At 33.3% G+C, this 26,837-nt stretch carries 22 protein-coding genes and 1 pseudogene; 6 read left to right on the top strand and 17 right to left on the bottom strand.

Annotated features, from left to right (window positions below):
- Positions 1 to 80: 80 nt before the first annotated feature.
- On the top strand, positions 81 to 1,736 hold the full coding sequence (locus CN514_RS03230; RefSeq protein ID WP_098231365.1) for a ribonuclease J: 1,656 nt from the start codon (positions 81 to 83) through the stop codon (positions 1,734 to 1,736).
- Between the two features lie 39 nt (positions 1,737 to 1,775).
- Here CN514_RS03230 and ligD (CN514_RS03225) read toward each other — a convergent pair whose 3' ends face one another.
- The 3 genes from ligD (CN514_RS03225) to ku are packed head-to-tail and all read right to left on the bottom strand — an operon-like array spanning position 1,776 to position 4,826.
- Positions 1,776 to 3,020: a DNA ligase D gene (ligD, locus tag CN514_RS03225; RefSeq protein ID WP_098231354.1), complete on the bottom strand. Its 1,245-nt coding sequence runs from the start codon at positions 3,018 to 3,020 to the stop codon at positions 1,776 to 1,778.
- Positions 3,021 to 3,031: 11 nt separating this feature from the next.
- Complete coding sequence (ligD, locus tag CN514_RS03220) at positions 3,032 to 3,976, bottom strand: non-homologous end-joining DNA ligase (RefSeq protein ID WP_098231353.1); 945 nt, start codon at positions 3,974 to 3,976, stop codon at positions 3,032 to 3,034.
- 13 nt (positions 3,977 to 3,989) lie between these two features.
- Complete coding sequence (gene ku / locus CN514_RS03215; RefSeq protein ID WP_098231352.1) at positions 3,990 to 4,826, bottom strand: non-homologous end joining protein Ku; 837 nt, start codon at positions 4,824 to 4,826, stop codon at positions 3,990 to 3,992.
- A gap of 152 nt (positions 4,827 to 4,978) precedes the next feature.
- Here ku and CN514_RS03210 point away from each other — a divergent pair, with 152 nt between their 5' ends.
- Positions 4,979 to 5,833 (top strand): MBL fold metallo-hydrolase, encoded by an 855-nt coding sequence (locus CN514_RS03210; RefSeq protein WP_286141541.1) that lies wholly within the window; start codon positions 4,979 to 4,981, stop codon positions 5,831 to 5,833.
- 431 nt (positions 5,834 to 6,264) lie between these two features.
- Here the strand turns inward: CN514_RS03210 and CN514_RS03205 are convergent.
- A pseudogene (locus tag CN514_RS03205) lies at positions 6,265 to 7,120 on the bottom strand (manganese catalase family protein).
- Between the two features lie 30 nt (positions 7,121 to 7,150).
- Positions 7,151 to 8,386 (bottom strand): MFS transporter, encoded by a 1,236-nt coding sequence (locus tag CN514_RS03200; protein ID WP_098231351.1) that lies wholly within the window; start codon positions 8,384 to 8,386, stop codon positions 7,151 to 7,153.
- Between the two features lie 156 nt (positions 8,387 to 8,542).
- Between CN514_RS03200 and CN514_RS03195 the strand changes: the two genes are divergently transcribed.
- The 3 genes from CN514_RS03195 to CN514_RS26335 all read left to right on the top strand — a co-directional run bounded on the left by CN514_RS03195 (position 8,543) and on the right by CN514_RS26335 (position 10,325).
- On the top strand, positions 8,543 to 9,013 hold the full coding sequence (locus tag CN514_RS03195; protein ID WP_098231363.1) for a DUF2243 domain-containing protein: 471 nt from the start codon (positions 8,543 to 8,545) through the stop codon (positions 9,011 to 9,013).
- Positions 9,003 to 9,761: a cytochrome c oxidase assembly protein gene (locus CN514_RS03190; protein WP_098231350.1), complete on the top strand. Its 759-nt coding sequence runs from the start codon at positions 9,003 to 9,005 to the stop codon at positions 9,759 to 9,761. The genes CN514_RS03195 and CN514_RS03190 overlap by 11 nt, the downstream gene beginning before the upstream one ends.
- 72 nt (positions 9,762 to 9,833) lie before the next feature.
- Positions 9,834 to 10,325, top strand: coding sequence for a WGxxGxxG family protein (locus CN514_RS26335; protein ID WP_098231349.1), 492 nt, complete (start codon positions 9,834 to 9,836; stop codon positions 10,323 to 10,325).
- Between the two features lie 64 nt (positions 10,326 to 10,389).
- On the opposite strand, the gene CN514_RS03180 is transcribed toward CN514_RS26335, so the two are convergent.
- Positions 10,390 to 10,764, bottom strand: a complete 375-nt coding sequence (locus CN514_RS03180) for a MerR family transcriptional regulator (protein WP_098231348.1) — start codon at positions 10,762 to 10,764, stop codon at positions 10,390 to 10,392.
- 114 nt (positions 10,765 to 10,878) lie between these two features.
- On the opposite strand from CN514_RS03180, the gene CN514_RS03175 reads away from it, so the two are divergent.
- Positions 10,879 to 11,652 carry an SDR family NAD(P)-dependent oxidoreductase gene (locus CN514_RS03175; RefSeq protein WP_098231347.1) on the top strand — a complete coding sequence of 258 codons (774 nt, stop codon included), beginning with the start codon at positions 10,879 to 10,881 and terminating at the stop codon, positions 11,650 to 11,652.
- A 56-nt stretch (positions 11,653 to 11,708) separates the two neighbouring features.
- On the opposite strand, the gene CN514_RS03170 is transcribed toward CN514_RS03175, so the two are convergent.
- From CN514_RS03170 to CN514_RS03120, 11 genes are all read right to left on the bottom strand, one after another.
- On the bottom strand, positions 11,709 to 12,920 hold the full coding sequence (locus tag CN514_RS03170) for a response regulator transcription factor (protein ID WP_098231346.1): 1,212 nt from the start codon (positions 12,918 to 12,920) through the stop codon (positions 11,709 to 11,711).
- Between the two features lie 126 nt (positions 12,921 to 13,046).
- Positions 13,047 to 14,606, bottom strand: a complete 1,560-nt coding sequence (gene hutH / locus CN514_RS03165; RefSeq protein ID WP_098231345.1) for a histidine ammonia-lyase — start codon at positions 14,604 to 14,606, stop codon at positions 13,047 to 13,049.
- 31 nt (positions 14,607 to 14,637) lie between these two features.
- Complete coding sequence (locus tag CN514_RS03160; RefSeq protein ID WP_098231344.1) at positions 14,638 to 16,002, bottom strand: MFS transporter; 1,365 nt, start codon at positions 16,000 to 16,002, stop codon at positions 14,638 to 14,640.
- A 654-nt stretch (positions 16,003 to 16,656) separates the two neighbouring features.
- Positions 16,657 to 17,802: an N-methyl-L-tryptophan oxidase gene (solA, locus tag CN514_RS03155; protein WP_098231343.1), complete on the bottom strand. Its 1,146-nt coding sequence runs from the start codon at positions 17,800 to 17,802 to the stop codon at positions 16,657 to 16,659.
- Positions 17,803 to 17,952: 150 nt separating this feature from the next.
- Complete coding sequence (gene murC / locus CN514_RS03150) at positions 17,953 to 19,245, bottom strand: UDP-N-acetylmuramate--L-alanine ligase (RefSeq protein ID WP_097979199.1); 1,293 nt, start codon at positions 19,243 to 19,245, stop codon at positions 17,953 to 17,955.
- Between the two features lie 302 nt (positions 19,246 to 19,547).
- Positions 19,548 to 20,663, bottom strand: a complete 1,116-nt coding sequence (locus CN514_RS03145; RefSeq protein ID WP_098231342.1) for a nicotinate phosphoribosyltransferase — start codon at positions 20,661 to 20,663, stop codon at positions 19,548 to 19,550.
- A gap of 98 nt (positions 20,664 to 20,761) precedes the next feature.
- Positions 20,762 to 24,139: a DNA translocase FtsK gene (locus CN514_RS03140; RefSeq protein WP_098231341.1), complete on the bottom strand. Its 3,378-nt coding sequence runs from the start codon at positions 24,137 to 24,139 to the stop codon at positions 20,762 to 20,764.
- 214 nt (positions 24,140 to 24,353) lie between these two features.
- Complete coding sequence (gene ytpR, locus CN514_RS03135) at positions 24,354 to 24,959, bottom strand: YtpR family tRNA-binding protein (RefSeq protein ID WP_098231340.1); 606 nt, start codon at positions 24,957 to 24,959, stop codon at positions 24,354 to 24,356.
- 14 nt (positions 24,960 to 24,973) lie between these two features.
- The gene (locus CN514_RS03130) at positions 24,974 to 25,771 is read right to left on the bottom strand and encodes a DUF1444 family protein (protein ID WP_141529287.1); all 798 of its coding nucleotides are present in this window, start codon (positions 25,769 to 25,771) and stop codon (positions 24,974 to 24,976) included.
- 17 nt (positions 25,772 to 25,788) lie between these two features.
- The gene (locus tag CN514_RS03125; RefSeq protein WP_098231339.1) at positions 25,789 to 26,106 is read right to left on the bottom strand and encodes a thioredoxin family protein; all 318 of its coding nucleotides are present in this window, start codon (positions 26,104 to 26,106) and stop codon (positions 25,789 to 25,791) included.
- 70 nt (positions 26,107 to 26,176) lie between these two features.
- Positions 26,177 to 26,692 carry a DUF84 family protein gene (locus CN514_RS03120; RefSeq protein WP_098231338.1) on the bottom strand — a complete coding sequence of 172 codons (516 nt, stop codon included), beginning with the start codon at positions 26,690 to 26,692 and terminating at the stop codon, positions 26,177 to 26,179.
- Between the last annotated feature and the right edge of the window lie 145 nt (positions 26,693 to 26,837).

The following is a 26,837-nucleotide window of genomic DNA, read 5'->3' as shown; positions in this document are numbered from 1 at the left end:
AAATATGGAATTTTCCATAGAAAAATATTTATACTTTTTACTGAACTAGGAGGAATAAGATTTTGAGTCCAACAAAAAGTATGCTATCTGTCTTTGCTTTAGGCGGAATTAATGAGATTGGCAAAAATATGTATGCTATTCAATATTTAAATGAAATCATTTTAATCGATTGTGGTTCAAAATTTCCAGACGAGAGTTTATTAGGTGTAGACTTGATCATTCCAGATATTACTTATCTCAAGGAAAATCAAGAAAAGATTAAAGGCTTACTAGTTACTCATGGCCATGAAGATCATATTGGTGGAATCCCTTATTTATTAAAACAATTAAATATTCCAGTCTACGCATCAAAACTAACACTTGGATTGATTGAACTTAAATTAGAAGAGCATGGATTACTTAGAGAAACTGAGTTAATTTTAATAAACTCCGATTCAAATATTAAATTTGATTATTTTTCTATTTCTTTTTTTAAAACAAATCATAGTATACCTGATTGTTTAGGCATAGTATTTGATACGCCTGAAGGAACCGTTGTACATACTGGTGATTTTAAATTTGATTTAACGCCTGTTAATAATCAATATCCAGATATTCATAAAATGGCCGAAATAGGTAGTAAAGGTGTTTTATTGCTTCTATCAGAGAGCACTAATGCTGAACGGCCTGGTTCCACACCATCTGAACGGATTGTAGGAGATCATATTGTCGATGCTTTTATGAAAGCAAAACAGAGAGTAATTATTTCAACATTTGCCTCTAATGTACATCGAGTCCAACAAATTGTTGATGCTTCTATTAAAACTAATCGAAAGTTAGCTCTACTAGGGAGAAGCATGGTGAATGTTGTTCAAGTAGCAATGGAGCAAGGATATTTAACCATTCCTGAGGGGATGTTAATTGATACTGATCAAATAAATAGTTTTGCACCAGAATCAGTTACAATTTTATGTACAGGTAGTCAGGGAGAACCGCTTGCAGCACTGGCTCGATTAGCTAGCTCTAGCTTTAGAGGCGTTGATATTTATCCTGGAGATACAGTTATTTTAGCTGCCTCTCCAATACCCGGTAATGAACGAAATGTCTCACGAATAATTGATAATTTTTATAATCTTGGAGCAATTGTTATCTATGGTTCAGGTAGTTCGACTGGTATGCACGTTTCTGGTCATGCTTATCAAGAAGAGCTTAAGCTCATGCTTACATTAATGAAGCCAAAATATTTTATTCCAATTCATGGTGAGAACAGAATGTTACATCATCATCGTTCTCTTGCTGAATCTGTTGGTGTAAAACGAAATAATATTTTTATTATTAAAAATGGTGATGTAGTAGATATTTTACAATCAGAAGCAATTCAAAGTCGTAGAATTCCAGCAGGAAACATTTATGTCGATGGCATGGGCATAGGTGATGTTGGTAATATCGTACTTAGAGATCGAAAACAGCTTGCTGAAGATGGAATGGTTGTAGTCGTTATTACCATTAGCAAGACGGAAAAGAAGATTATCTCTGGTCCTGATACAATATCAAGAGGATTTGTCTATGCGCGTGACTCTGAAAGTTTACTGAAGGAAGTAAACCAAATAGTTACATCTTCAGTAAATGAATTACTTGATGAAAACAAGCTCCAATGGGGAGTTATGAAGCAAAATATTAAAAAGTCTCTTGGTCAATTTTTATTTACGAAAACGAAGAGAAAGCCGATGATTTTACCAATAATCATTGAAATATAAAAATAAAAAAACTCCCTGTTCAATCTAATTAGGGAGTTTTTACTTTGATTGATTTTCTTTAATTTTAGAAATTAAATCTACTAAAGAACTGTTTTCTTGATCAAAATAGGTTTGCATTGGACATGAACTACTTTCTAACCGGTTTAGTACAAAAGGAATTGTATATGTTTCAATTTTTAATTCATCATTTACCTCATCCCAAAATAGAGGTGTTGCAACTGTTGGTTTTACCCTTCCTCTTGTAGAGTATGGGCAAATAATGGTTTTTCCTTTTGCATGTTGTATATAATCAATATAAAGACGATTGCCCCGATTTTTCTTTAATCGTTCAATCGTAAAATCATCTGGAAATTTCTCAATTAAATAATGCGCAATAAAAGAAGTAAATACTCTTGTATCATCATAAGTAAGAGAATTTTCTTTAATTGGAATATGGATTTGAATTCCTTTACTACCAGACACTTTTGGGTAACTTTTTATTTGAAAAGATTCAAAGATTAATCTCATTTCCAATGCGGCTTTTATTGCTAAAGGAAATGCATCTGTATTAGGTGGATCTAAATCGAATACAATTTCAATCGGGTTTTTGGCTTTATATGTTTGAAAAGGGATATGATATTCGATTGCTAATTGATTTCCTAACCATAGCAATGTTGATACATCATTACAAATAATAAAATTATTCCCCTCATGTTCTTCAGTTTTAATAAAACTCGGAGCATAATCTGGACTGTTTTTTTGAAAAAAAGATTCACCATCTATACCATTCGGAAAACGAATCGTTGTTAATAAACGATTTTTTAGAAATGGAAGCATATAAGTGGATATTTGAGCTAAATACGAAACATAACTCTCCTTATTTATAAGTGGATCCCTCCATATTACTTTATCAGGACTAGTAAGTGTTAATTCTTCCTCCAAATTAAGATTATCTAATAGTAAGCCATCCCAAGTACATTCATTCCATGCATGCTTTAATTGAAAGGATAGAAATTTTGCATTTGTTAATTGGTTGTTTTCTATACTTTGAAACTCAAGTTCAATACAGATCCCAGGTTCAACATATTTTATATTATCTTTTTTGCTTTTTTTATTTGCTTCGATTGCTTTAATCAATATACCCTTCTCTTCCTCGCTAAGTCCATTTGAAAAAGACCCCATTTGCAAAATATCATTTTCTTTTTTAAGTCCCACTAAAAAGGTTTCCTCTTTTATATTGAAACCTAAAATAAAGAAAATGCCTGTATAAATTTTATTATGTTTTTGAATAAAGTAATGATTCATATCAAAATCCCCTAATCTGTCAGTGTACATTCTTTAGGATCTTTTTCGATAAAAGCTTGGATACTTGGTTGTCTTAGTGAATGACCTTCAGTCCATTCAATGAATTGAACTTTAACAGTTAACAATGGCTGAATCCATTGAATTTCCTTTATTCTTTTTGGTTGGCTACTGAATGGATTGTTTTCTATTTTTAAATTATTAATGACTGTAGTAAGGTCTTTCCATTCTGATTTCGTTAATTTCCCTGTTCCAACATGCCCTATAAAAACAAGTTGTTTATTTTCGTTATAAAGTCCTACTAATATAGAATTAACAATTCCAGAGCGATACGTTACACCACCGATTACAGCAATAACGTCCTTATAATTTTTTACTTTTTGCCACGCATTGTGCTTTCCATTGATCAAGTATTTACTATTTAAATTTTTACATACGATACCTTCTAAATTATGTTGTTTCGCAACTTCAAATAAGGCAACACCATCAGTATTATTTGGAACTAACTGAATTTGCTTATTTGGTTGGATCGCTTCAGATAGTAAATTTTGTCTCTCTTGGAGAGATAATTGTGTAACCCATTCTCCATTGTAAAAAAGAATATCAAAAATCATATAAAAAATAGGTACTGCTTCTATAGCTAAATCAATTCGATCCATGCGTCTAATTCCATCCCTTCGCATTACCTCATGAAACGATGGATTTCCATTTTGATCAAGAGCGATGACCTCCCCGTCTAAAATGATTGATTGAGCAGTCGAATAGGATTTTATATTTGTTAGCTCTGGAAAAATAGTTGTACGATCATTTAATTTTCGGTTAAATAATTTAACCTCTTTCCCATCAAAATAGGTTAGAATTCTAGTACCGTCCCATTTAATTTGCGAAACCCACTCAGGACCAATTGGTACAATATCTGAAGAAATAGGTTCAAAAGGAAAAATTGGATTTAGCTCCATTATTACCTCCTATTTAACTCGTTGCTTTTTTAGGTGCTCTTGTTCTAGGCTTTTTCGGAGGTGTTGCTTCTCCTTTTGTTCGATCGATACTCGCTTGTAATGCAGACATTAAATCAACAACATTTTTTTGTTCTGCCGGTTTCTCCTGCCCTGTCGCGATATAATCATTTTTATTAACTTTTTCCGAAATTAATTGCTCTAAAGCTGTACGGTATGTATCGGTATAGTTCTCTGGATTAAACGTTGTCGTTAATTGTTCAACTAGCATCATGCCAGCCTGTAGTTCACGCTCTGCCAATCCAGCCTTTTCAGGAACACCACCTGGCAGATTTTCAATTGCTCTAATCTCATCTGGAAAATGTAGTGTTTCAAGAATAATCGCGTTTTTATATGGCCGAATAGCAGCTAAATGTTGTTTGCTACGAATTGTAATTTTTGCAAGACCGATTTTCTTACTTTTCTTCAATATTTCCGAAAGTAAAGCATATGCTTTTGTTCCACCTGAATCCGGACCAATATAATATGTTCGATCAAAATACACTGGATCAATTTCTGAAAGTTTGACAAAATCAATGATTGATACGGTTTTAAGTTCAAATTCTTCTTTTAATTTATTCATTTCCTCTTCTGTTATTTCCACAACTCTACCATTTGGTGTTTCAAATACTTTAATAATTTCTTCGGGAGTAACTTCATCGTCACAACTAGCAACCTTTTTATAGGAAATCGGTGTTTTACAATCCTTATGATATTGACGAAACTTTATATCCTTATCCTCAACTGCTGAAAACAACTTTACTGGGATTGTAACTAGTCCCATACTGATTGTACCTTTCCATACTGTATGCATATCTTCACTACCTTTTTTATTTTTATGATTAGCTTTTGTTAAATGAATAGGTTTAATTCAATTTGATTTATTAGTTATCTCCATCAGAATAAAAAACACTTATAAAAGAAGACTAAAAAAGTTAATCACATAAGTCTAAATTGGAGGATGTTATGAATAACTCAAACGACCTACAAAATATGAATAAGGAATTTCATTATATGCCTATTACATCTATATCGAGTGGAAATGGGTTTGAATTAGCGAATGATTTATACTATGAAACAAATCAAATTGTGAATTTTTGTTTTTACGGTAATCCTAATTTATCAAATGAGTGGGTATTAATTGATGCTGGTATGCCAAAGTCATTTGATAATATAATGGATTCAGCTGAACTACGATTCGGTGAAAGACACAAATTAAAAGCAATCATACTTACCCATGGACATTTTGATCATGTTGGGACAATCATTGACTTAGTAAAAGAATTCAATACACCTGTTTATGCACATAAAAAAGAGTTACCATATTTAACAGGGGAAAAGAATTACCCAGAACCAGATGGAACGGTTGAAGGTGGATTAATTGCAAAGTTATCTCCACTGTTTCCAAACGAAGGAATTAATTTAGGGGAATATATCCATGTTCTCCCTGCAGATGGATCTGTACCTGAAATGCCACATTGGAAATGGATCCACACACCGGGTCATTCACCTGGACATATTTCACTTTTTAGAGATGAAGATCAATTACTGATTGCTGGAGATGCCTTCGTTAATGTTAAACAAGACTCTATTTACAGCGTTCTAACTCAAAAAAGAGAAATAAATGGTCCTCCTAGATATTTGACGACAGATTGGGAGACAGCATTGAATTCTGTAAAAAAACTGCAGGCTCTACACCCTAAAAAGGCAATAACAGGTCACGGCTTTCCATTGCTAGAAGATGAATTACATGAGAAATTAGACTACTTAGTTAAAAACTTCAACACAATCGCCAAACCTGATTATGGACGATATGTTTAAATACGTTGCTAAGCTGGTAAAAATTATAGGTAAAAATAAAACTAAACTCCTTACTTTTGTAAGGAGTTTAGACAAAGTACAAAAAACTTGATTTTTAGACTGATTGCAAGCGCTTGTCTTTCGAGGCGCGAAGCCTGGTGAGGAGCGGAGTTACCCTAGACGGTAATGGGCACCGCTCAACAGGCGAAGCAACGAAGAAAGCGGGCGTTTGTCAACAGTCTGAACTCCTTACTTTTGTAAGGAGTTTAGACAAAGTACAAAAAACTTGATTTTCAGACTGATTGCAAGCGCTTGTCTTTCGAGGCGCGAAGCCTGGTGAGGAGCGGAGTTACCCTAGACGGTAATGAGCACCGCTCAACAGGCGAAGCAACGAAGAAAGCGAGTGTTTGTCAACAGTCTGAACTCCTTACTTTTGTAAGGAGTTTTTAATTTTAATTATTTAAATCATATAAACCCGGGCTATGTTCATTTGGCATATCAGGAAATTCTGGAACAGGAAAACCTTTCGGAGGTTCAGTTACGTTTAAATCTCCACCATTTCTACTTGGTGTTTTACCTTTAAATATTTCTCCCATAAGTGTCTCATCAAGTCTAAAATTGAATTGAGCATTATGATAACCCATATCTACAAATTTTCTACATTCAGGGTATTTATTTATATCGTAATTCGGAACCGGGAATAATTTACCCCAATTTACGCCTAAAGTTTCCAATGCCTTTGCAAAAGCATTTTGATGAGCATTGTCACGTACAATCAAGAATCCTAATGTCTCTCTTAATGTTTGATTTGAACTCATTTCATAAATTCTTGTTTTTTGTAATACCCCTGTTGATTCGAGTATTAAATTATTTAGTAAATCAGCGACTAAATTCCCATGGCTATACACCCAAGAACCATTCCACGGATTACCTCCTGCGTCTACTGGAAGAGATGCTTGTGCCCCCATTATATAATGATGAGGGTTGGCATGTTTTATTGCTTCATCTAATGGAGCGCCATCAGTACCAAAGTTACCGACACCAGGTGCGCCTGAATCATTTAATAACTGGTTAATTGTATTTTGAACAAGCTCTACATGGCTAATTTCTTCGATTAAAAACTCCTCGAATTAAATCTTTGTATTGCTTAGCTTTTCCTCGAAAATTTGAGCTTTGGAAAAAATATTGCATCATTGTTCGCATTTCCCCAAATTGTCCACCTAACGTTTCTTGTAAAACTTTTGCAGCTGCGGGATCTGGTTTGTCTGGCTTTATCATATTGATTAATTCTTCCTTGTAATAATACATTAATAAATTCCTCTATTCTTTAGATTTGTTTTAATTGGATTTAGCGGTATCTGTTTCTTGGTTAGGCTTAATATATTTGATGGACAAAATAAGTCCTAGCACCCCTAAGACGATGGAAAAAAATAACATATAATTATCTGGTTTATTCATCATATAGGCAAAAACTGGAGGTCCCGCAGCTACCCCCACAAACCGTAAAGAACTATAAAGAGAAGTAATAGTCCCTCTTTGTTCCTTCTCAATCCCCTCGGTTATTAATGCATCTAAGCTTGGTAAAGACATTCCGATTCCAATCCCACTAATCAATAAACTCGTGATAATCATATAAATATCTTTATTTATAATCGGCATGACAAAAGAAATACTTATTAAAATAAATCCGATCACAATGCATTTTTTCATTGCACCTTTTTGATTTCCAATTTTTTTACCTGTCTTATAAGATGTGTAGGATAAAGCAGCGAGTGGGATCGCTAACATACATCCTTTCCATATTCCAATTATGTGATAGCGCTTTTCTAATATTTTGGATAAATAAAAAAGCATACCAAATAAAATGAACATGATAATGGCACCTAATATAAATATGGTAAAAAGCCATTTGCCATTATCTCGAAATATTTTTTTTATTGATCTGATAAACAGTTTTAACTTTTTCTTTCTTTTATCTTTTCTTTTTGACCTCATAGGCTGTTTTGGGGGTTTTACAAAAATTAAAATTAAAATAATTGATAGTAAGCAAAGGAACGGTATTGATAAAAATGGTAAATACCAAACAACCGCTGCTAATACTGAACCAAGTATTGGACTCAGTACTTTTCCAAAAGTATTCGATGTCTCAACTAAGCCTAATCCTTTACTAACTTCATTTTCATCTTTGAACATATCTCCCACACACGGAATAACAACAGGCATTGCCCCAGCAGAACCAATCCCTTGAATGATTCTCCCAACAATTAACCACGCGTATGGATTTTCTAATTTCCAACAAACAAAGCCGGCTAATGCTCCTCCAATTCCGGCAATAATTAAACTTGGAATGATTACTTTTTTCCTTCCAAATAAATCCGACAAATAACCCGCTATAGGGATAAGAATGATTGCAAAAACTGAATAAACAGTAATAATCATTGAAACTTTAAGGCCAGATATATTTAATTGTTGTTCTAATTTTGGAAGTACGGGAATCAACATTGAATTACCTAAAGTCATTACAAGAGGTACTGTAGATAGCGCCCATAAACTCCGCGTTTGTTTTTTATCCATATAACCTCCGTGTTTTGTGTAACTAAAAACAATCACAATCCTTAATATTTCCCAAGTATCGTTTTTGGTTGAATTGTAATTTTTACTAATTACGATTTGACAAGTAAATTTGGGGGCAAAATGAAAAATATACCATTTTTAAAAGGAGGAGTATTTATGACTAATCTAGAGAATTCAACTAATTATTTTCATTTAAATTTATGGTCTGGTATTTTATTTGGCCTTGGATTGGTGGCATTTTTTGACGAAGCAGTTTTTCATCAACTTCTACATTGGCACCATTTTTACGATAAGTCTACAACAAGTTTGGGGCTTATCTCTGATGGTCTTTTTCATGCCTTTAGTTGGTTTGCAACGATTGGCTCCTTATTTATGTTTGCGAATTTAAGGAGAAAAAAATCACTCTATATTAAAAGATGGATCGGCGGAGTTTTACTTGGGGCAGGTTTGTTTCAACTTTATGATGGAACCGTTCAACATAAATGGTTGGAGCTACATCAAATTAGATATAACGTTGATATTCTGCCCTATGATTTAACTTGGAATATTACTGCTACTATTATGACATTGATCGGTTGCATTCTAATTTTTAAAACTCGAAATAAAGGTGGGCAATTTGAGGCATAATTATTCGTTTGATCTACTCATTATTTTATTAATTTTACTTTTTATTGTTGGATACTTGGTTGCTGCGATAAAACATAAAAAAAAGCCTTGGCCAAAATTTCGCTCTATATTATGGATAACTGGTTTTGTTTGTATATTAGTTTCGGTTATTGGACCAATTGCAAAACTAAGTCACCATCTTTTTGTTTTCCATATGATTATGCATTTGTTACTAGGAATGCTCGCTCCATTTTTTATCGCTTTATCTAGACCGATTACATTATTATTAACATCATTAAAAACTCAACATGCAAGGCGTGTGACACGTATTTTAAGAAGTGCTCCTGTTGGACTATTAACTCATCCTATTACAACCATGCTTTTAAATATCGGAGGACTTTGGGTATTGTATACCTCCACAGTATTTAACTTAATTCATGAGAGCACCTTTTTGTTAAATTTGGTACATATTCATTTGTTTTTTTCGGGATTTCTATTTACAACTTCAATCATTGCTATTGAACCGTTCCCTCATAAATTCAGTTTTTTGTTTCGCTCATCAATTATGATCATTGCATTAGCAGGTCATGATATCTTATCGAAGTTGCTTTTTTCAAATCCATTAGACAGTTTCGGTTTTGATGATGTTCAACTCGGTGCGGTCTTAATGTATTATGGAGGGGACCTTGTTGATTTGTTATTGATTACCGTGCTTTGTTATTTCTGGTATAAATCAGCAAACTCTAATAAAACAAGAGCATTTATTTAATGGACTTTTTTGCCACATATATTCCTTCTAAAGATGCACAAAATAATATTGCATAAAGAAGGAGGGTTAAAGATGAATAAAATTTGTCTTACATTATGCACAGTTTCATTATCATTTATCATTTCAGCTAATGTTCATGCAGCTTCTACAGGACCTGACGCTACACAATTAGAACCAAGCTATGATCATAATGGTAAACATATTAAAAGAGATTTTAACAATGATTTTAATGATCCAAACCACGTTGTAAATGACACGAAAAACACGGTTAAAGAAGGGTATTATGATACAAAAAATACGGTTAAAGAAGGGTATTATAATACTAAAAATAATATAAAAAATACAACAAATGACATGTTAAATAACAATAATGGAGTAAATAATCCAGTTAGTAATGACGGGAATTATTATCGACGAAATGTAAATAATGTAACGCCTACACCTGTTACTAACACATTAAATACTACTGACAATACAAATAATAATCATTTCAATTATGGCTGGCTTGGACTTCTTGGATTATTAGGATTTGCGGGTCTAAGAAAAAAGGAAAGAGTTGAATAAAAAATATTAAGTTTTTTGTACTTTGTTTACACAATAAAACCTTATTGGGGTATCCAATAAGGTTTTATTTATTGACGATGTTTTTATTATAAATTACCTCTTTATAAAAATTGATTTTTTGCTCTAACATTTTATTCGTTTCTTCTAATGTTTTTAGCTGATGTTCAATAGACTGTTTGTGCTCAACTAATAGATCCAACCTAGCCAATGATGTATGCTCACCTTCTGTATATAAATGTGCATACTCTTTAATCTTATTAACTGGCATTTGCGTTTCTTTTAGCTTCAGGACAAATCTTAACCATTGAATATGTGATTCAGAATACAATCTTCCACCATTTTCATTACGATTAGGAAGTATGATCTGTTCTTTTTCATAATAACGTAAAGTATGTGTGCTTATTCCTAACATCTGAGCAACTTCACCAATTGAATACATAAATACCTCCAGTTTTGTTTGACTTAGAGTTTACTCTAACCAGTATAATGAATCCGTAACTGATACACAATTAATTTAATTTTAGTATAAACCAAACTATTGGGAGGAATTTAGATGAAAAAATATACTGTCATTACAGGTGCTAGTTCAGGAATTGGTTATGAATCAGCTCTTGCGTTTGCCGCACGTGGAAAAAACCTTATCATTGTTGCTCGTAGAACGGAAGAACTTGAAAAATTAAAATCAGAAATCAGTAAATTGAATTCTGATCTTGATGTGATCATAAAAACGGCTGATTTATCTGTTGTTAAAAATGCTTATGATTTATATGAAGGACTGAAAGAATATGAGATTGAAACTTGGATTAATAATGCTGGGTTTGGTAATTTCGCTTCTGTTGGTGAACAAAATTTAGGCAAAATTGAAAGTATGCTTAATTTGAATATTGAAGCTTTAACGATTTTAACTTCACTATACGTACGCGATTATTCAACAGTCGAAGGGACACAAGTTATCAATGTTTCATCTGGTGGAGGGTATACAATTATTGGTAATGCCATCACATATTGTGCGACTAAATTCTATGTAAGTGCCTTTACAGAAGGGCTTGCTCATGAATTAAAAGAAAAAGGTGCAAAAATGCAAGCTAAAGTATTAGCACCAGCTGCAACTGAAACAGAATTTGCAAAAGTATCCTATGATTTAGAAGAAAACATTAAATTTGAAGGCGTTCTACCAAAGTATCATACTGCAAAAGAAATGGCCGGTTTCATGTTGGAACTTTATGATAGTGAAAAGGTAGTAGGAAAAGTTGATGGAATAACTTATGAATTCCAATTATTAGATCCACTTTACCCATATGCAACAAGATTAGAAAGGCAGGATTAAGGGTAATAAGAATTTATTAAAACCTGTTCCTTACCCTTAAACACTGCATCCTACTTTTAATTTTCTAACACTAAATTTAAATGTGGATATTTAGTAGCCCTATATTCAGAAGGGCTACTTTTTATGTATTTTTTAAATATACGACTAAAGTAATTCGAATCTTGAAAACCAATTCGTGTAGCAATTTCTTGCATACTTAAATCAGTCATTTCTAAATAAAACATTGATTTTTCAATTCTTATTCTATTTAAAAAATCAATGACACTTGTGCCAATTTCTTTTTTGAATAGGTGACTGAAATGATATTTACTTACGCAACAATATTGAGCAATTTCTTCCAATGTAATACTATTTTGATGATTTTCTCGTATATACTTAGTTGCTTTGCGAATTACGGGAGTCATCTTATTATTAAATGAATTAGCTATTTGAATCGTTAGCCAGTAAGCATATTCGCAAACCTTTTTTACAAATTTATCATAGCGAATAATATGATATAATTCCTGGATCATTTGAGCGTTTTTTGACATGATGAGTGTTGCATTTACACCTGATTCTACTACAACCCTAGAGATTAACATAATTAAATCGACTACCTCGGTCTTAAATACGTCTTCATTTAATCGGCATGCATTTGCTACCTTTTCAAGGAAACTTTTTAATTGATTGACTACACCTTCTTCATCACCAATTCGAACAAGTGCTAATAATTCAATTCGGTCCTCGGTGGATAATGCTCTTAGTGTATTTTCTTCCACTGGTTTAATACCACTATGAAATATCAGTTTGTTCCCTTGAAAAAAACGACCTGACATTGACTTTCTAGCCTCTTCAAAAGAGTGGTGTAACAAATTAGGATCACTATATTTTTTACCTATTCCAATTGAAACTGTAATCTGAACCCTATCCAATGAATTTTGAATTTCTTCTGCCATTCTAAAAATCTTTTTATTGAACTCGATTTCATTATCTTCATCATCTAGCTCAATTAGAAGTGCAAGCACACCTTCTTCTACCCAGTTCCATAAATAAGAAACTCCAATCGTCTGATCAATTTGATTGATTAGTTCATGGCCAATTTCTTGTTTCCACTGCTTTGGGTTTTCTACTGCTAAATCAGGATAACGATCAATCGAAATTACCATTACAATATTTGGATAAGTATTGATGCCACATCTTTTTTGAACCTCATCAAAAGTTCCTATATGGACGAGCGTACCAGAAAGTAACAAATTTGAAAAAGCTGATTGAGTAGCATCTCGATTCATCTTAATTTCTCCTTTTTAGCTTATAATTTTTCTTAGTTGAACGTTTGGTAGTAAGTATCAAAATAATTGAGCCATAAAAAAAAGAAGCTGTCTTACTCTTAGAGTATAACTGCTCCATAAAAAATTTCATAATTCCATGACCCCTATTTTCTCTTCAACCAGTTCAACAATATCTCCATCATGAATTTGATTACGAATAGTTTCAATATCATGATAAAAATAGCGATCCTCTTCAACTGCTGGAACTTGATTTCTAATTAACTGATATACACTTGCCGTTACCGGTGACGGCTTTAGTGAATCATGGAATTCTAGTGCTTGAGTGGCAACCATTAGTTCAATTGCTAAAATATGTTCAAGTTTTTTTGAAATCTGATAGGCTTTCCTAGCAGCGAAATAAGCAAAGCTAACAACATCCTCTTGATTTGCACATGTAGATGTATTATCAATCGTTGCTGGATGCGACAGAACCCTTATTTCATTGAGTAATCCTGCTGCGGTATATTGTGGAATCATATAGCCGCTATTTAAACCAGGATTGACAACTAAGAAACTAGGAAGCTCACTTACATGATAATTTACTAATCGATCAATACGACGTTCAGTTATTTTTGCTAAGTTTGCCATACCAATACAAATCGTATCTGCATCAATTCCCAAATAGGAAGCATCAAAATTTCCACCCATTAATGCAAGACCGTCTTCTTCCTCCGGCCAAATAATCGGATTATCACTTGAAGACATCATTTCATTATGAATATTTTCCAATGCATTTTTTAATATCTTCTTAACTGCCCCATGAACTTGCGGTATACATCTAAGACTAAGTGCATCTTGTAATCGATAGTCTTTATACTGTTTTGCAATCTCACTTCCATCTAGAATTTTTGAAACGATTCGAGCTGTCTTTGCTTGTTCCACATGTTTTTTTACCGAGTGCAGTCGAGGATCTAAAGCTTTTATCGTTCCCTTCAATGCTTCTAGTGACATTGCACCAGTAATATCCGCTGTTTTAACAGCTTGAATTGCATTATATATCGAGAGTACAGCGAATGCTGTGGCTGATGTAGTACCACTTAATAGTGCAAGTCCTTCTTTACATTCAAAGGTCACTGGAATTAGACCGGCCCGCTCCAATGCCTCGTGGCCGCTTAATAACTCATCCTTATACCAAGCTTTTCCCTCGCCCATTAACACTAGCGTCATATGAGCCTCAGGTGATAAATATGCTACAGATCCCTCGCCAGGTACAAACGGCAATATATCATGATTAAGTATGGATGCTATTAGCTCTAACACTTCTATTCTAACGCCTGAATAACCTTGACCTATATTATTTAAAACCATTAATTGAATGGCTCTTACCACTTCTTTTTCAAGTGGATCACCTACAGAAACAGCATGAGAACGGACAATATTTCGTTGAAGAGTATGAGCATCTTCCTTTGAAATAACTTCGGTTACATTGCTTCCAAATCCTGTAGTTACCCCATAAACCGCTCTTTCTTCTTCAAGAAACTTTTCAATTAGATTACGAGACTTATTTATTCTAAGATAATAGTTTTCTGTAAATGATACTTTTGCACCATATCTTGCAACAGCAATTACTTCATTAATTGATAACTCATGGTCTCCAAGAATAACCTCTTTAATATTTTTTGGATGAATAGAATCGTTCTTTGTCATCAAAACACCTCTTACATTGAATATCTTAAGTTTAGTGACTTGATACTGATTGTTTATTTGGTTCATCTAAATCGCCTTCAAGTAATGGATTACTAGCTTCATTTAATGAAAGTGATTTTGTTTCCGGAGCCCAGGCAATCGAAACAATTGTACCAAGGAATAGAATAATAGACATTCCTATCATAGAAGGTGCCATCCCCATTGAACTAACACTTATCGGTAATAGGAATGTACCAACAGCTGAGCCAATTCGACTAACCGCTGTTGTCAAGCCAACCCCAGTTCCACGAACCTCGGTCGGAAATAGTTCAGCAGGATACACTAATGTTAAATTAGAAGCTGCCGACATTACAAATGTAAAGATTGCAAACACAATAATTGCGATTGTATGTAGACCTTGAGGTAAGACTGTTAATACGAATAATGAAATCGTTAAAATAATAAATGTATTAATTGTAAACCCTCTACGAGTTAACTTTTCAGTACACCATACACCAGCTAACGCCCCTACTAGAAGGAACAGATTTAGAACCATGTCTACACCAAATGTTTCTTCAAATCCCAATTTACTTAAAATAGTTGGTAGGAATGTATAGATTGCGAAATATGGAACAACCTGACACATATAAAAAAGTGATCCGAATGTAGTACGTTTCCAAAGCTGCTTATTGAATAAATCTGTAACCTTGTATGCATGTTTAGAATTAGCATCGACTGTTTCATCCATTACAGCATTTTCACCAATATACTTTCTTACAATAGCACGTGCTTCTTCAACACGACCCATCTTTAATAACCAACGCGGAGACTCTGGTGTTCCGAAACGTAAAAGCAAGACAACTAGACCAGGAATTGCTGCACTCACTAACATCCAACGCCATGCATCTGGCCCAGTTTTTTCTAAATAATAACCAACTAGATTAGAAGCAACATATCCAACTGTCCATAAAACGTTTAATGATGATAATAACATACCTCTATACTTTCTAGGTGCAAACTCCGCAAGTAAAGTAGATCCTACTGCATAATCTCCTCCTAGTGCAACACCGATTAAAACCCTTAATGCAAAAAGCGTATATGGATCATGAACAAAAAACTGTAAAGCAGATGCGATTGTAATAATCACAAAGTTTGCTAAATAAATTTTCTGCCTACCAATGCGATCTGATAATCCGCCAAGAAACAAACTACCGAAAAAAAGTCCGATTAATGCGGAACTACCGATTAATCCTTCCCATACAGAATTTAATTTCATTTGAGGACCTAGTAGCGAAAGTGCCATACCTATAATTCCTAAAGCATAGCCATCTGAAAAATTCGATCCAAAAGTAAGTGCCGTAATACGAATATGGAACTTATTAAGCGGTGCATCGTCCATCATAAATTTTTTTTCCATCAAAAGAATACCCCCTTTTTTTACTTTTCAGATATAAAAATTGTAAAAAATAGTAAATAATCAAATAACTACTTACTTAACCTTTTCTAAAGCGCTTCCAAAATTTTCAGTATTTTTAATAAATTATAATTATTACTCCTTAAATTATCTCTAGATAAAATTTCGGATTACTAGCACAATATTGCTGAAATATTAAGTGTAGGGGATGACGGAAATAGGAGTATGATGAAGGTAAGTTGAAAAAAAGAGATAGCTTATTGGCTATCTCTCAGAAATCGAACATAATCAATCTAACATACTCAACATCGAGAAAGACGAAAACAAAGTGAACTTCGTATTAACGTTGAACTTAGGTGAAATATTTGCGAATCATTTTTTTAAGATTATTTTAGAAGATTTTTTATAGTTTTTACCAATATTCATTAGATTTGAGTGTAACTCAATCTGTTTTACTGTTATTCCATTTATTTTTTGATCCATTCACAGCGTTTCTACATGATTCGGTTGACTTATTTGCAGTTTTCATAATTTTATTTGCTGATTTGGCTTATTTAATTGTAGTTTGAGCTTATTTAATAGCAGTTTGAGCTTTTTTATTTGCACTTCCTCCGATTTATTTGCTGATTTGACTTTTTTATTTGCACTTCTTCCAATTTATTTGCAGTTTAAAAATCGGTTTAATGAAAACATATTTAAATCAAAAGCAGATTTCTGATTTGTTACTAGGTCAGCAATAATCTCGCCTACAACACTTGCGAACTTAAAGCCATGGCCTGAGAAACCTGTGGCAATGATTAAATTTTTGTATTCTGGATGTTGGTCAATGATGAAGTGTTCGTCCGGAGTCATTGTATATAAGCATGTTTTCCCTTTTACTAATCTTCCATTTGCAAGTGACATATATTCACTTAAGAAATTTCTCAGATCCGTTTCATCATCAATGAATTCTCCAAATTCTCGATTAAATTGATCAGGGTCTACAATTTGCCCTCCATCATGTCGACCAATTTTTAGTCCGCTATTATGAATACTTGGAAAGCCATAATAATGACTATCAATTAAATCGATTGTAAATGCTGGTAGTGAACTAGAATCATATAGTTGATGATCACATTCAAACCAAGCAACTGTTTTACGGGTAGGTTTTACAGGTATATGAATACCTGTCTTTTCAAGAATTTTACCAGACCAAGCGCCTGCACATACTACAAGTTTATCGGCTGTGTAAACAGCATTCTCTGTACTCACCTTTGTCTTATGAGTATCTACTTCAATATCTATAACAGGTGAGTTTGTTTGAAGACTATTTCCTCTCTCAATATATAGTTCTTTATACGCTCGAATACATTCTTCACTAAAAAGAATTCCGGAAGACGTTTCTAAACAACCTATAAATCCTTCCGGTAAACGTAAACCGGACCATCTTGTATTGATCTCATTACTATCCATTATTTCAAGCGGCAACGAAAATTCTTTTGCACTATTTATTACTTCATTCGTAAAAGTCGAGCCAGGTGCACCAGCACATAAAACGCCTGTTCTCGAGAATAATTGTTTTCCAGACAATTGTTCTAACTCTTCCCATAATTTTTGTGCTCGTAATACTAAAGGTACGTATTCTCTACTTTCTCCATATGCATGACGAATGATTCTAGTATCGCCGTGATGACTACCAAAGCTATGTGGTGGATCAAAAGAATCTATTAATAATATTTTCTGATTTCCTTTTGATAAATAGTATCCTGCTGCCATTCCCATAGCGCCTGCTCCAACAATAATTACATCATAGTGATTATTCAATCATTTCACTCCTTACCCTGTTCATTCGTAAGACATATTCTTTTTGTTTTTACAATTTACCTTCTTAATATAAACATTTTTTGTAAAACAAGCTTTTTCAAAATAACAAAAAAACCGTTTATGATCATTCATAAACGGGTTTAATAGTTTTTATAGTTTTTCGTATGCTGCTTGGTATTTTTGAATATCACCAGCACCCATAAAAATTAATACGCTATTTTTATGGTTTTGTAAATTGCTGATATTATCATCAGTCAATAGTTCAGCACCTGCAATTTTACAAGAAAGGTCTTCTATTGTTAAAGTACCTTTATCTTCTCGTGCAGAACCAAAAATATCACATAAGTAAACTTTATCTGCTTTTTCTAATGTACCAGCAAATTCATCTAAAAATTTACTTGTGCGTGTAAATGTATGCGGTTGGAACACTGCTACGATTTCACGGTCAGGATATTTTTGACGTGCTGCTTGAATCGTCGCTTGGATTTCAGTTGGATGATGAGCATAATCATCAATTAACATTTGATCTCCGAAGCGTTTTTCACTGAAACGACGCTTTACGCCACCGTATGTTAATAATCTAGCTTTAATAATATTAACATCGATTTCTTCATAATGGCAAAGCGCAATTACTGCTAAAGCATTTAAAATACTATGATCACCATATCCAGTAATATCAAAAGTAGCGTAATACGTATTACGGACGAATACATCAAATGTCGTACCATTTGTATGTTTTTCGATATTACGAGCTTGGAAATCATTGTCCTCGTTAAATCCATAATACATTACAGGTACTTTTGCATAAATTCGTTGAAGATGTTCGTCATCTCCACATGCAATAATACCTTTTTTTACTTGATCAGCCATTTGTTGGAAAGCATCGAATACATCATCTACACTCTTATAATAATCCGGATGATCAAAATCAATATTAGTCATGATGCAATAGTCTGGAAAGTATGAAAGAAAATGACGACGGTATTCACAAGCTTCAAACACGAAATACTCGCTGTCTTTTTCACCTTTACCAGTACCATCTCCAATTAGAAAAGAAGTTGGACGTGCACCAGAAACTACATGGGCTAATAAACCTGTCGTAGAGGTTTTACCATGTGCTCCAGTAATTGCAACGCTAGTAAATTTATTCATATATTCCCCTAGGAATTTATGATAGCGTGCCATCGGAATTCCTTTTTCAATAGCAGCTGCAATTTCTTCATGAGTATCAGGAAATGCATTACCTGCTATGACGAATTGGCCTTCTTTAATATTTGCTTTATCAAATGGTAAAATCGTAATATTTTTTTTTCGTAATTCATTTTCAGTGAAAAAGTGCTTTTCATAATCTGATCCCTGAACGGTCAAACCAGAATCATGTAAAATTTGTGCCAAAGCACTCATTCCAGTACCTTTAATCCCTACAAAATGGTAAACTGTCATATTAAAAGAACCTCCAAAATCGATCACTAATACAACGGCCTATCTCTTAGACAGTATATGTGTGAATAAAAGAAATGGCATCAATATTTTATAAATTTGATGCATTGTTACTTTGCCGAGTCTAGTTATTTTTTTAATGATAACTAACTTAAATTTTTACGCAATTAGTATTATATCACTTAAACTCCCATAGGACTATTTATTTTAAATCACACTATGAGGAAATAGATGGAAAAGTAAATACTTTAAGTCGTCTGCTTATTTTAAAATACTATCAATCTTAAATTGATTTTTTTGTCCCTTTATAAACTAGGGCTCATTTCTACTTTTTCTAATCGAGGATTTTCACGAAGCTTTCTTCCAGCTTTCGCTTGTTGCACGCCATTTAACTCGACATTATCACCTGTAAATCCTATATTAACTTTTAATAAACTTCCGCCTACCCCATATAAATCTACTGGTACACCTTGCTTCTCAAAAGCTAAGATTCTTTCTACAGTAAATCCACCGCTTACTACAATTTGCACATGCTGATACCCTTCTTGATCTAGTGCATTTCGTAAAGCAAAAATTAAAGGAGGATTTACACCCCTAGGGTCAAAACTTCCTAATAATTCTGGATTACCAATAAAATACTGATCAATCATTGTTTTCGATGTATCTACACGTACAGCCTTTAATTTACTACCGTATTCTCGTGCAACCTTCAAAGCGTCGTTTATGACATCATTATTATAATCTACTAAGACAATTAAATCATCTTGTGGATAAACTTCTGTATATGCACGCGCAGCTTCCACAACATCACCATTATACATTTGAATTAGTGCATGAGGCATTGTACCCATTCCTTCATTGCCCCACCACTCATTCATTGCATGAGTTGCTTGTGCAGTTGCACCACCAATAAATGCAGCATAACCGTCACCTGCTTGAGTCGTGAAATGATCATCACGATCTCCCATGAAAATAACAGGCTTTTTAATGCCTGCGGATTTTGCAGAATGTTTTACATTGTAAACATTTGTAGCAACAGAAGTACGTCTAGCTAAAATACCGTCAATAATTCCTTCTAAATAGCCAAAATCAGCATATTTACCTTTAATTGTTAAGACAGTTTCAAATGGTTCAATCATATCTCCATCCTTTAATGAATGAACAATAAGATTTTCAGGATGATCTGCAAATGTTTGTAAAATCGCAATTGCTTCATCCGTGCCACATAATACTGCACTTTCTCTTTGGAAAAATTGCATTGTTACTTCAGTATCTGGCTTCTTTTTTCGAATGATTTCTCTAGTTTTTAAAAAATATACAGCTGAAAACCAGCCTTCTCCGATTCTCTCATCAAATTTAAATGTTTGGTTCGTTAATCGGCTTATTTTACCTTGTAATTTTAAATCTAATTCTTTTTCCATGAATCTTCACCTGCTGAAAAGTATCGTTCTTTTTTTTCTAGTATGGGTTAAAAAAACTTTAACATTCGTTACTTAATTTTTATCGAATTTTTAATTTATCACTCAGAACGAAACTCCTCTAATGATGTAATCAGTACAACACGAGGTTTACTTCCATTTTGATTCGATACAATCCCGTGATCAAACATCAGATCAATTAATCTAGCGGCACGATTGTATCCAATTCGAAAACGTCTTTGTAACATTGAAACAGAAGCACCTTTTTGATCAATGACAAACTCCACTGCTTCTTCAAATAGTTCATCATCAACATCTTGTGCATCCGCTTTTGCTACAAGTTCCTCTTGATTAAATAAGTAATTCGGTTTTTGTTGGTCTTTAACAATCTCTACAACATGTTCGATTTCATCATCTGAAACATAAACGCCTTGTAATCGAATTGCTTGAGATTTTCCATTATCTAAGAATAACATATCTCCTCGTCCAAGTAACTTCTCAGCTCCGCCAATATCAATTATTGTTCTAGAATCTACTTGTGAAGATACTGTAAACGCAATACGTGTCGGTATATTTGATTTAATAATACCTGTAATGACATCAACTGAAGGTCTTTGAGTTGCTACCAATAAATGGATTCCACATGCTCTCGCTTTTTGAGCAATTCGACAAATATAGGTCTCTACATCCCCAGGAGATACCATCATTAAATCCGCTAATTCATCAATAATGATGACTAAGTAAGGTAACTCATCATTATAAGCACCTTTTTTCTTCGCTAAATCATTGAATCGCTTAATATCTCTTGCCCCAGCATGAGCAAATAAATCATAACGTCGATCCATCTCATCACATGCCCACTTTAAAGCAGCAGTCGCGGCTCTAGCGTCAGTAATAACTGGCGAAATAAGATGTGGAATATGATTATACGGTGCCAGCTCAACCATTTTAGGATCGATTAAAATTAATTTCACTTCATGAGGTTTCGCTTTATATAAAATGCTAACTAAAATTGAATTAATACATACACTCTTTCCAGATCCTGTTGCCCCGGCAATTAACCCGTGCGGCATTTTTGAAATATCTGCATAAACAGGATCTCCACCTATATCAAGTCCTAGAGCAACAGTTAAAGGTGACTCACTTTGCAAAAATTTATCCTGGCTAACTAATTCTCTTAAGTAAACAGGCTTACTTTCTTTATTTGGTACTTCTATGCCTATTGCACTTCGGCCAGGAATCGGAGCTTCAATACGAATATCTCTTGCTGCTAAGCTCAATTTAATATCGTCTTGTAAGTTCGTTATTTTATTTACTTTCACGCCAGGATCAGGCTGTACTTCGAAACGAGTTACTGTTGGACCTTGAGTTGCAGCAATTACTTTAGCTCCTACATTAAAATTATGTAATGTTTCTTGTAGAAGATGCTTTTGACCTTCAACCCAATCCCCATCATTAAATTGTTCAATTGGGGGCTCAACTAATAAATCTAATTCTGGTAATTCATAAAGTACAGGTGGCATATTTAGTACTTCATTTCCTGTACTTTGATGTTCATTATTCTGAACAGTCACTTCAGTTAAGTTCGTATCTGTTTCACTTTCAGTTTCAAGAACTGTTTGATGATTAATTTCCTCATGTGTCTTTTCATGAGTAAACACTTCAATAGCTTCTTCACTTGGTTGAACTTTATTTTCTAAAGATACCATTTCACTTTGTTCAGATAGACTAACATTCTCGATTTTCTGATCATTTTGTTCAGATAAACTAACATTCCCAATTATTTGCTCATTTTGTTCAGATAGACTAACATTCTCGATTTTCTGCTCGCTTTGTTCAGATAAAGTACCATTTCCGATTTTCTGATCAACTTGTTTTGACTCAACTTCTTCATTTACCTTCTCAACTGTTGCAGCAGACTCTTTTTGTAGTTCACGAAGCTGTCTCATGATATTGGCTTTTCTTGAAGCATCTACGTCACTTTTAAGCATTAATACATTAAAAGGAAAATGGCGTTTTTTCTGACGTTTCTCAACTGGCTTCTGTTCAGATTCCTTTCCATTAGCCTCAATTTCTGGCTTTAACTGTTCGTTCGAACTTGTTACCAAATCTAGATTAATTTCAACAGTTTCCTCTACATTTGATTCTACGGTTGAACTTTCATGGTGCACTGATTCTTCTTTACTCTCTTTTATATCAGCTTCTGACTCGTCTATTACTTTCAATTCTACTTTTTCCACATTTTGATGAATTTCAGGTTGTACTTCTTCGTTCTTCACTTCAGCTTCAATTTCATGAGCTTCAGATTGTACTTCTTCCTCTTTCCCTTCAACTTCTGCTTCTATTCCAAGAGTTTCAAACTGCACTTCTTCGTTCTTCACTTCAGCTTCAATTTCATGAGTTTCAGATTGTACTTCTTCTTCTTTCACTTCAACATTTGCTTCTATTGCAAGAGTTTCAAACTGTACTTCTTCGTTCTTCACTTCAGCTTCAATTTCATGAGCTTCAGATTGTACTTCTTCCTCTTTCCCTTCAACTTCAGCTTCAATTTCATGAGCTTCAGATTGTACTTCTTCTTCTTTCACTTCAAATTCCGCTTCTATTCCAAGAGTTTCAAACTGTACTTCTTCGTTCCTCACTTCAGCTTCAATTTCATAAGCTTCAGATGGCACTTCTTCTTTCACTTCAGTTTGTATTTCTTCACTCTCAACTTGATTAGATTCAGTTTGTATTTCTTCTTTTTCCGGTAGATTTACTACTTCAATAATTTCTTGATCCTGATTACCGACTCTTCTATTATCTTTACTATTAAAAGTGTCGATTTCATCATTTCTAAACGAACTTTCAATTACATTATTTATTTGAGAAACTTCACTATTAATTTCTTCATTAGTTGAAGAAGTATCATAATCAGTAACTTCCTCATCCTTTACTGGAGGCTTTTGATAACCATAAATTGGTGAAATATATTCACTTGGTCGAAATGGAGTTTTTCTTTTTGGACGAAATACAATATCGACCTTTTCTTCTTTTTCCACTTTTGCTGGTTCTTCTTCACTTTTTGAGACTTGATTTTTTTCAAGTCGACTAGATAAATTACTTTTACCGAATTGATTAGTTTGAAAAGTATTTCTTACAAAATTATTACTCTGGTTATATGTAGGTTTATATTCTTTATTTAAATTGTTTGGTGACTTATTCCAAATATCATTGTTTTTTTCTTGTTTTAAAACAGGTTCAATTTTTGTTTCCTTGATAGGTTTTAGTTCTGGTTTCGGTTTTGGTTCTGGTTCTGGTGTCGGTAATTCTTCATCTAAATCAATTGGAAACCTAAATTTTGGACGCTCAGATAAAGCGTTTCTCTTTTTTTCGATCGAGTGTGATTGATATACATTCTCCTCAACAGGCTTTTCTTCAAACTCTTCTTCAATCTCATTAAGGCTATTCGCCTTAAAAAGGCTTTTTAACCATTTTTTCATTTTTCTCACTCTCTCTATTTCTTTTCATACCTTTTATTTTACCATGTGACATAATGACAAAAAACACATTATTATTACAAATTGCGCTAGTTCAATCATATTTCGTTATCAAATATATAATTTAATCAAATTATTATTAAAATAATAATTCTTTTATTGAAAAACATAAAAAATACTAGACCAATTATGGCCTAGCATTTATACGACATTTTATTTAGTTAAAAAAAGCTTTTCCAACTTCAGCATCAGCTTCAAGAACTAAGATTCCTTTTTCTTGTGGAGCGTCAGGTAGGTCAAGTTCACGTGCAGAGCAAATCATACCGAATGAATCCACTCCACGTAAATTAGCATCCTTAATGACTAATCCTGATGGCATTACTGCACCAACTTTTGCAACAACAACCTTTTGTCCTTGTTCAACATTCGGAGCACCACAAACAATTTGTAATGTATCTGTTCCAACATCTACTTTGCAAATATTTAATTTATCAGCATTTGGATGTTTTTCTTTTTCGATTACATATCCGATAACGAATTTAGGTGAAAGGTCTAATACTAATTTATCTTCAAATCCTTCTTTTGTTAGTAATTCATTAACCGTATTAACAATGTGTTCAGTAATCGTAACGATCCCATTTTCTTGAACATCTAGATAAGTAGATGCCTCAAACACATTAATAGCAACAGTTTCATTCGTAACTGCACTATATACGCGTGCTATATTCCCTTTTCGTTCAACTTGACGATCTTCTGTAGGAATTTGTTTTAATGTAATTAATAGCGTATCGCCGATTCCTTCTTTGTTATAAAAAATATTCACTGATTTCTTCCTCTCTATTGCTTCTTTTGTTTCCCTAAAATAAATACTGGCATTAGCTTCTCATTTTCGTAAGCAAATGACAATGATGTAATTGGTATTTTTCCACTTGCAAAGAAACTCATATTCATTTGCGCCATTATATCATAACCTATGTTATTTCGAATGTCAGCAAGGATTAGTACATCTCCATGAGGAATTCCTACTAATAATTCACCTTTTACTTTTGATTGAATTTCTTTTATAAAAGTACTGTTCAGTACTCTACTCGCATCGTATCCATCATTTGTACGTACAAAATAAAAAGTATTATCTGCAACAATATCTTCTTTTACTTGAACAGGCATTTTTCTTAAATTAAATAAAGCAATAGAATGGAGCTGCTCCTTTGTATAACCTGACTTTACTAATAAATTTTCATCGATTAGTTGATACGTTTTTTCAGAATCAATAGCGTAGTAAATTCTAGTTTCTGCAGTATGCTCATCAGTTACAAATAAATTTCCTTCTTCCTTATCTGTCGGAAACGATGTAGCTCGAATAACTGGTCGAATTTGTTCTTCAAGAAATACAGTTTCAGAGTGCATAGCAGAAAGTGCTTCTTTTACATAATAAATTAATTCATTAAAAGCCTCTTCACCTTCTGCTTCATACTTAGCTACTGCACTATTTAAAGAGACACTCATCCCTTTATTACTTTCAATCCCTTCAATTCGAAGGTCTTCTTTTTCACGATCATAAATAAAACGCCAATCTTCATTTCCAAGTCGGTTTTCTATCATTTTTTTTAAGTCTAGTGTTGTTTTTTTAGCCAATTGTTTTACCTACCTTATTAGCCTCTTAATCCTTCAAGAAACTCTTCTACTTGTTCTTTTGTTTTACGATCCTTATTTACATAACGACCTATTTCTTCACCATTATTAAACGCTACAAAGCTTGGTATGCCAAAAATATCAAGATTTTGGCATAACTCAATGAATTGGTCACGATCTACATAATAAAACGTAAAATCTTTATTTTCATCAATTATTTCTTGAAAGAACATATCTAAAAATCTGCAATCCGGACACCAATCTGCTGAAAATTGGAAAACCACTTTTTCTCCTTGTTTCGCTTGATTGAATTGTTCAACTGATGTAATTTTTTCCATTCTTATTCCCTCGCTTAATTCGTTTTCTTTTATTTTATCTTATTTTTATCGATATGCAAAAAGGACGACCTCAATTGTTTTCTTCTTTTCGTTTCTTGAATTCATATTGTCCAAATAGTAATTCACAAATATGTTTAAAGATTTCTGTCCTAGTAATTCGGCCATTCGTAAATACTCCTACTGCCCCTTCTTTACTACGTATATCTTTTTCATTCGTATATCGTTCCATTAATACAGCAAGCTCAGTTCCATTTCGTAGCTCATTAATAAATTCGCTAGGTAATAAAATTTTTGCTCCGCTTGCTAGTATTACTTCATTTTCATATACAAGTGCTCCCCAGTTACAAAGAAAAAGCCGATCGTTTTCTATAATGACCCCACCTTCTAACCCAATACCGATTTCGGACTCACCTGCTACTCTAGCATTATGCGCTCTGTTTATAGCACCTTGCATAGTTTCTTGATCAGTCAAAGGTTGATTCGAAACATTTGATGGAACATTTAATCCCTCAACTTTATACTGATTAAAAACTTTTTTAACAGCTCCTACTTTTGTAGGATTTAAAGAACCAATTATTATTTTCATTGTTGTAACTCCATTCACTGGTCTTATGCTTTATTAAGTTATCTATCTAATTTTAATATACAATAAAAAAGACACTTTCAAAATGAAAGCACCTTTCCATTTATCTCACCTATTATAATTCAATGAAATATCTTCATTTGAATCA

It is taken from the genome of Bacillus sp. AFS001701 (assembly GCF_002559405.1).
GTDB lineage: Bacteria > Bacillota > Bacilli > Bacillales > Bacillaceae_G > Gottfriedia.
This window is presented reverse-complemented; position numbering and strand designations above follow the sequence as displayed.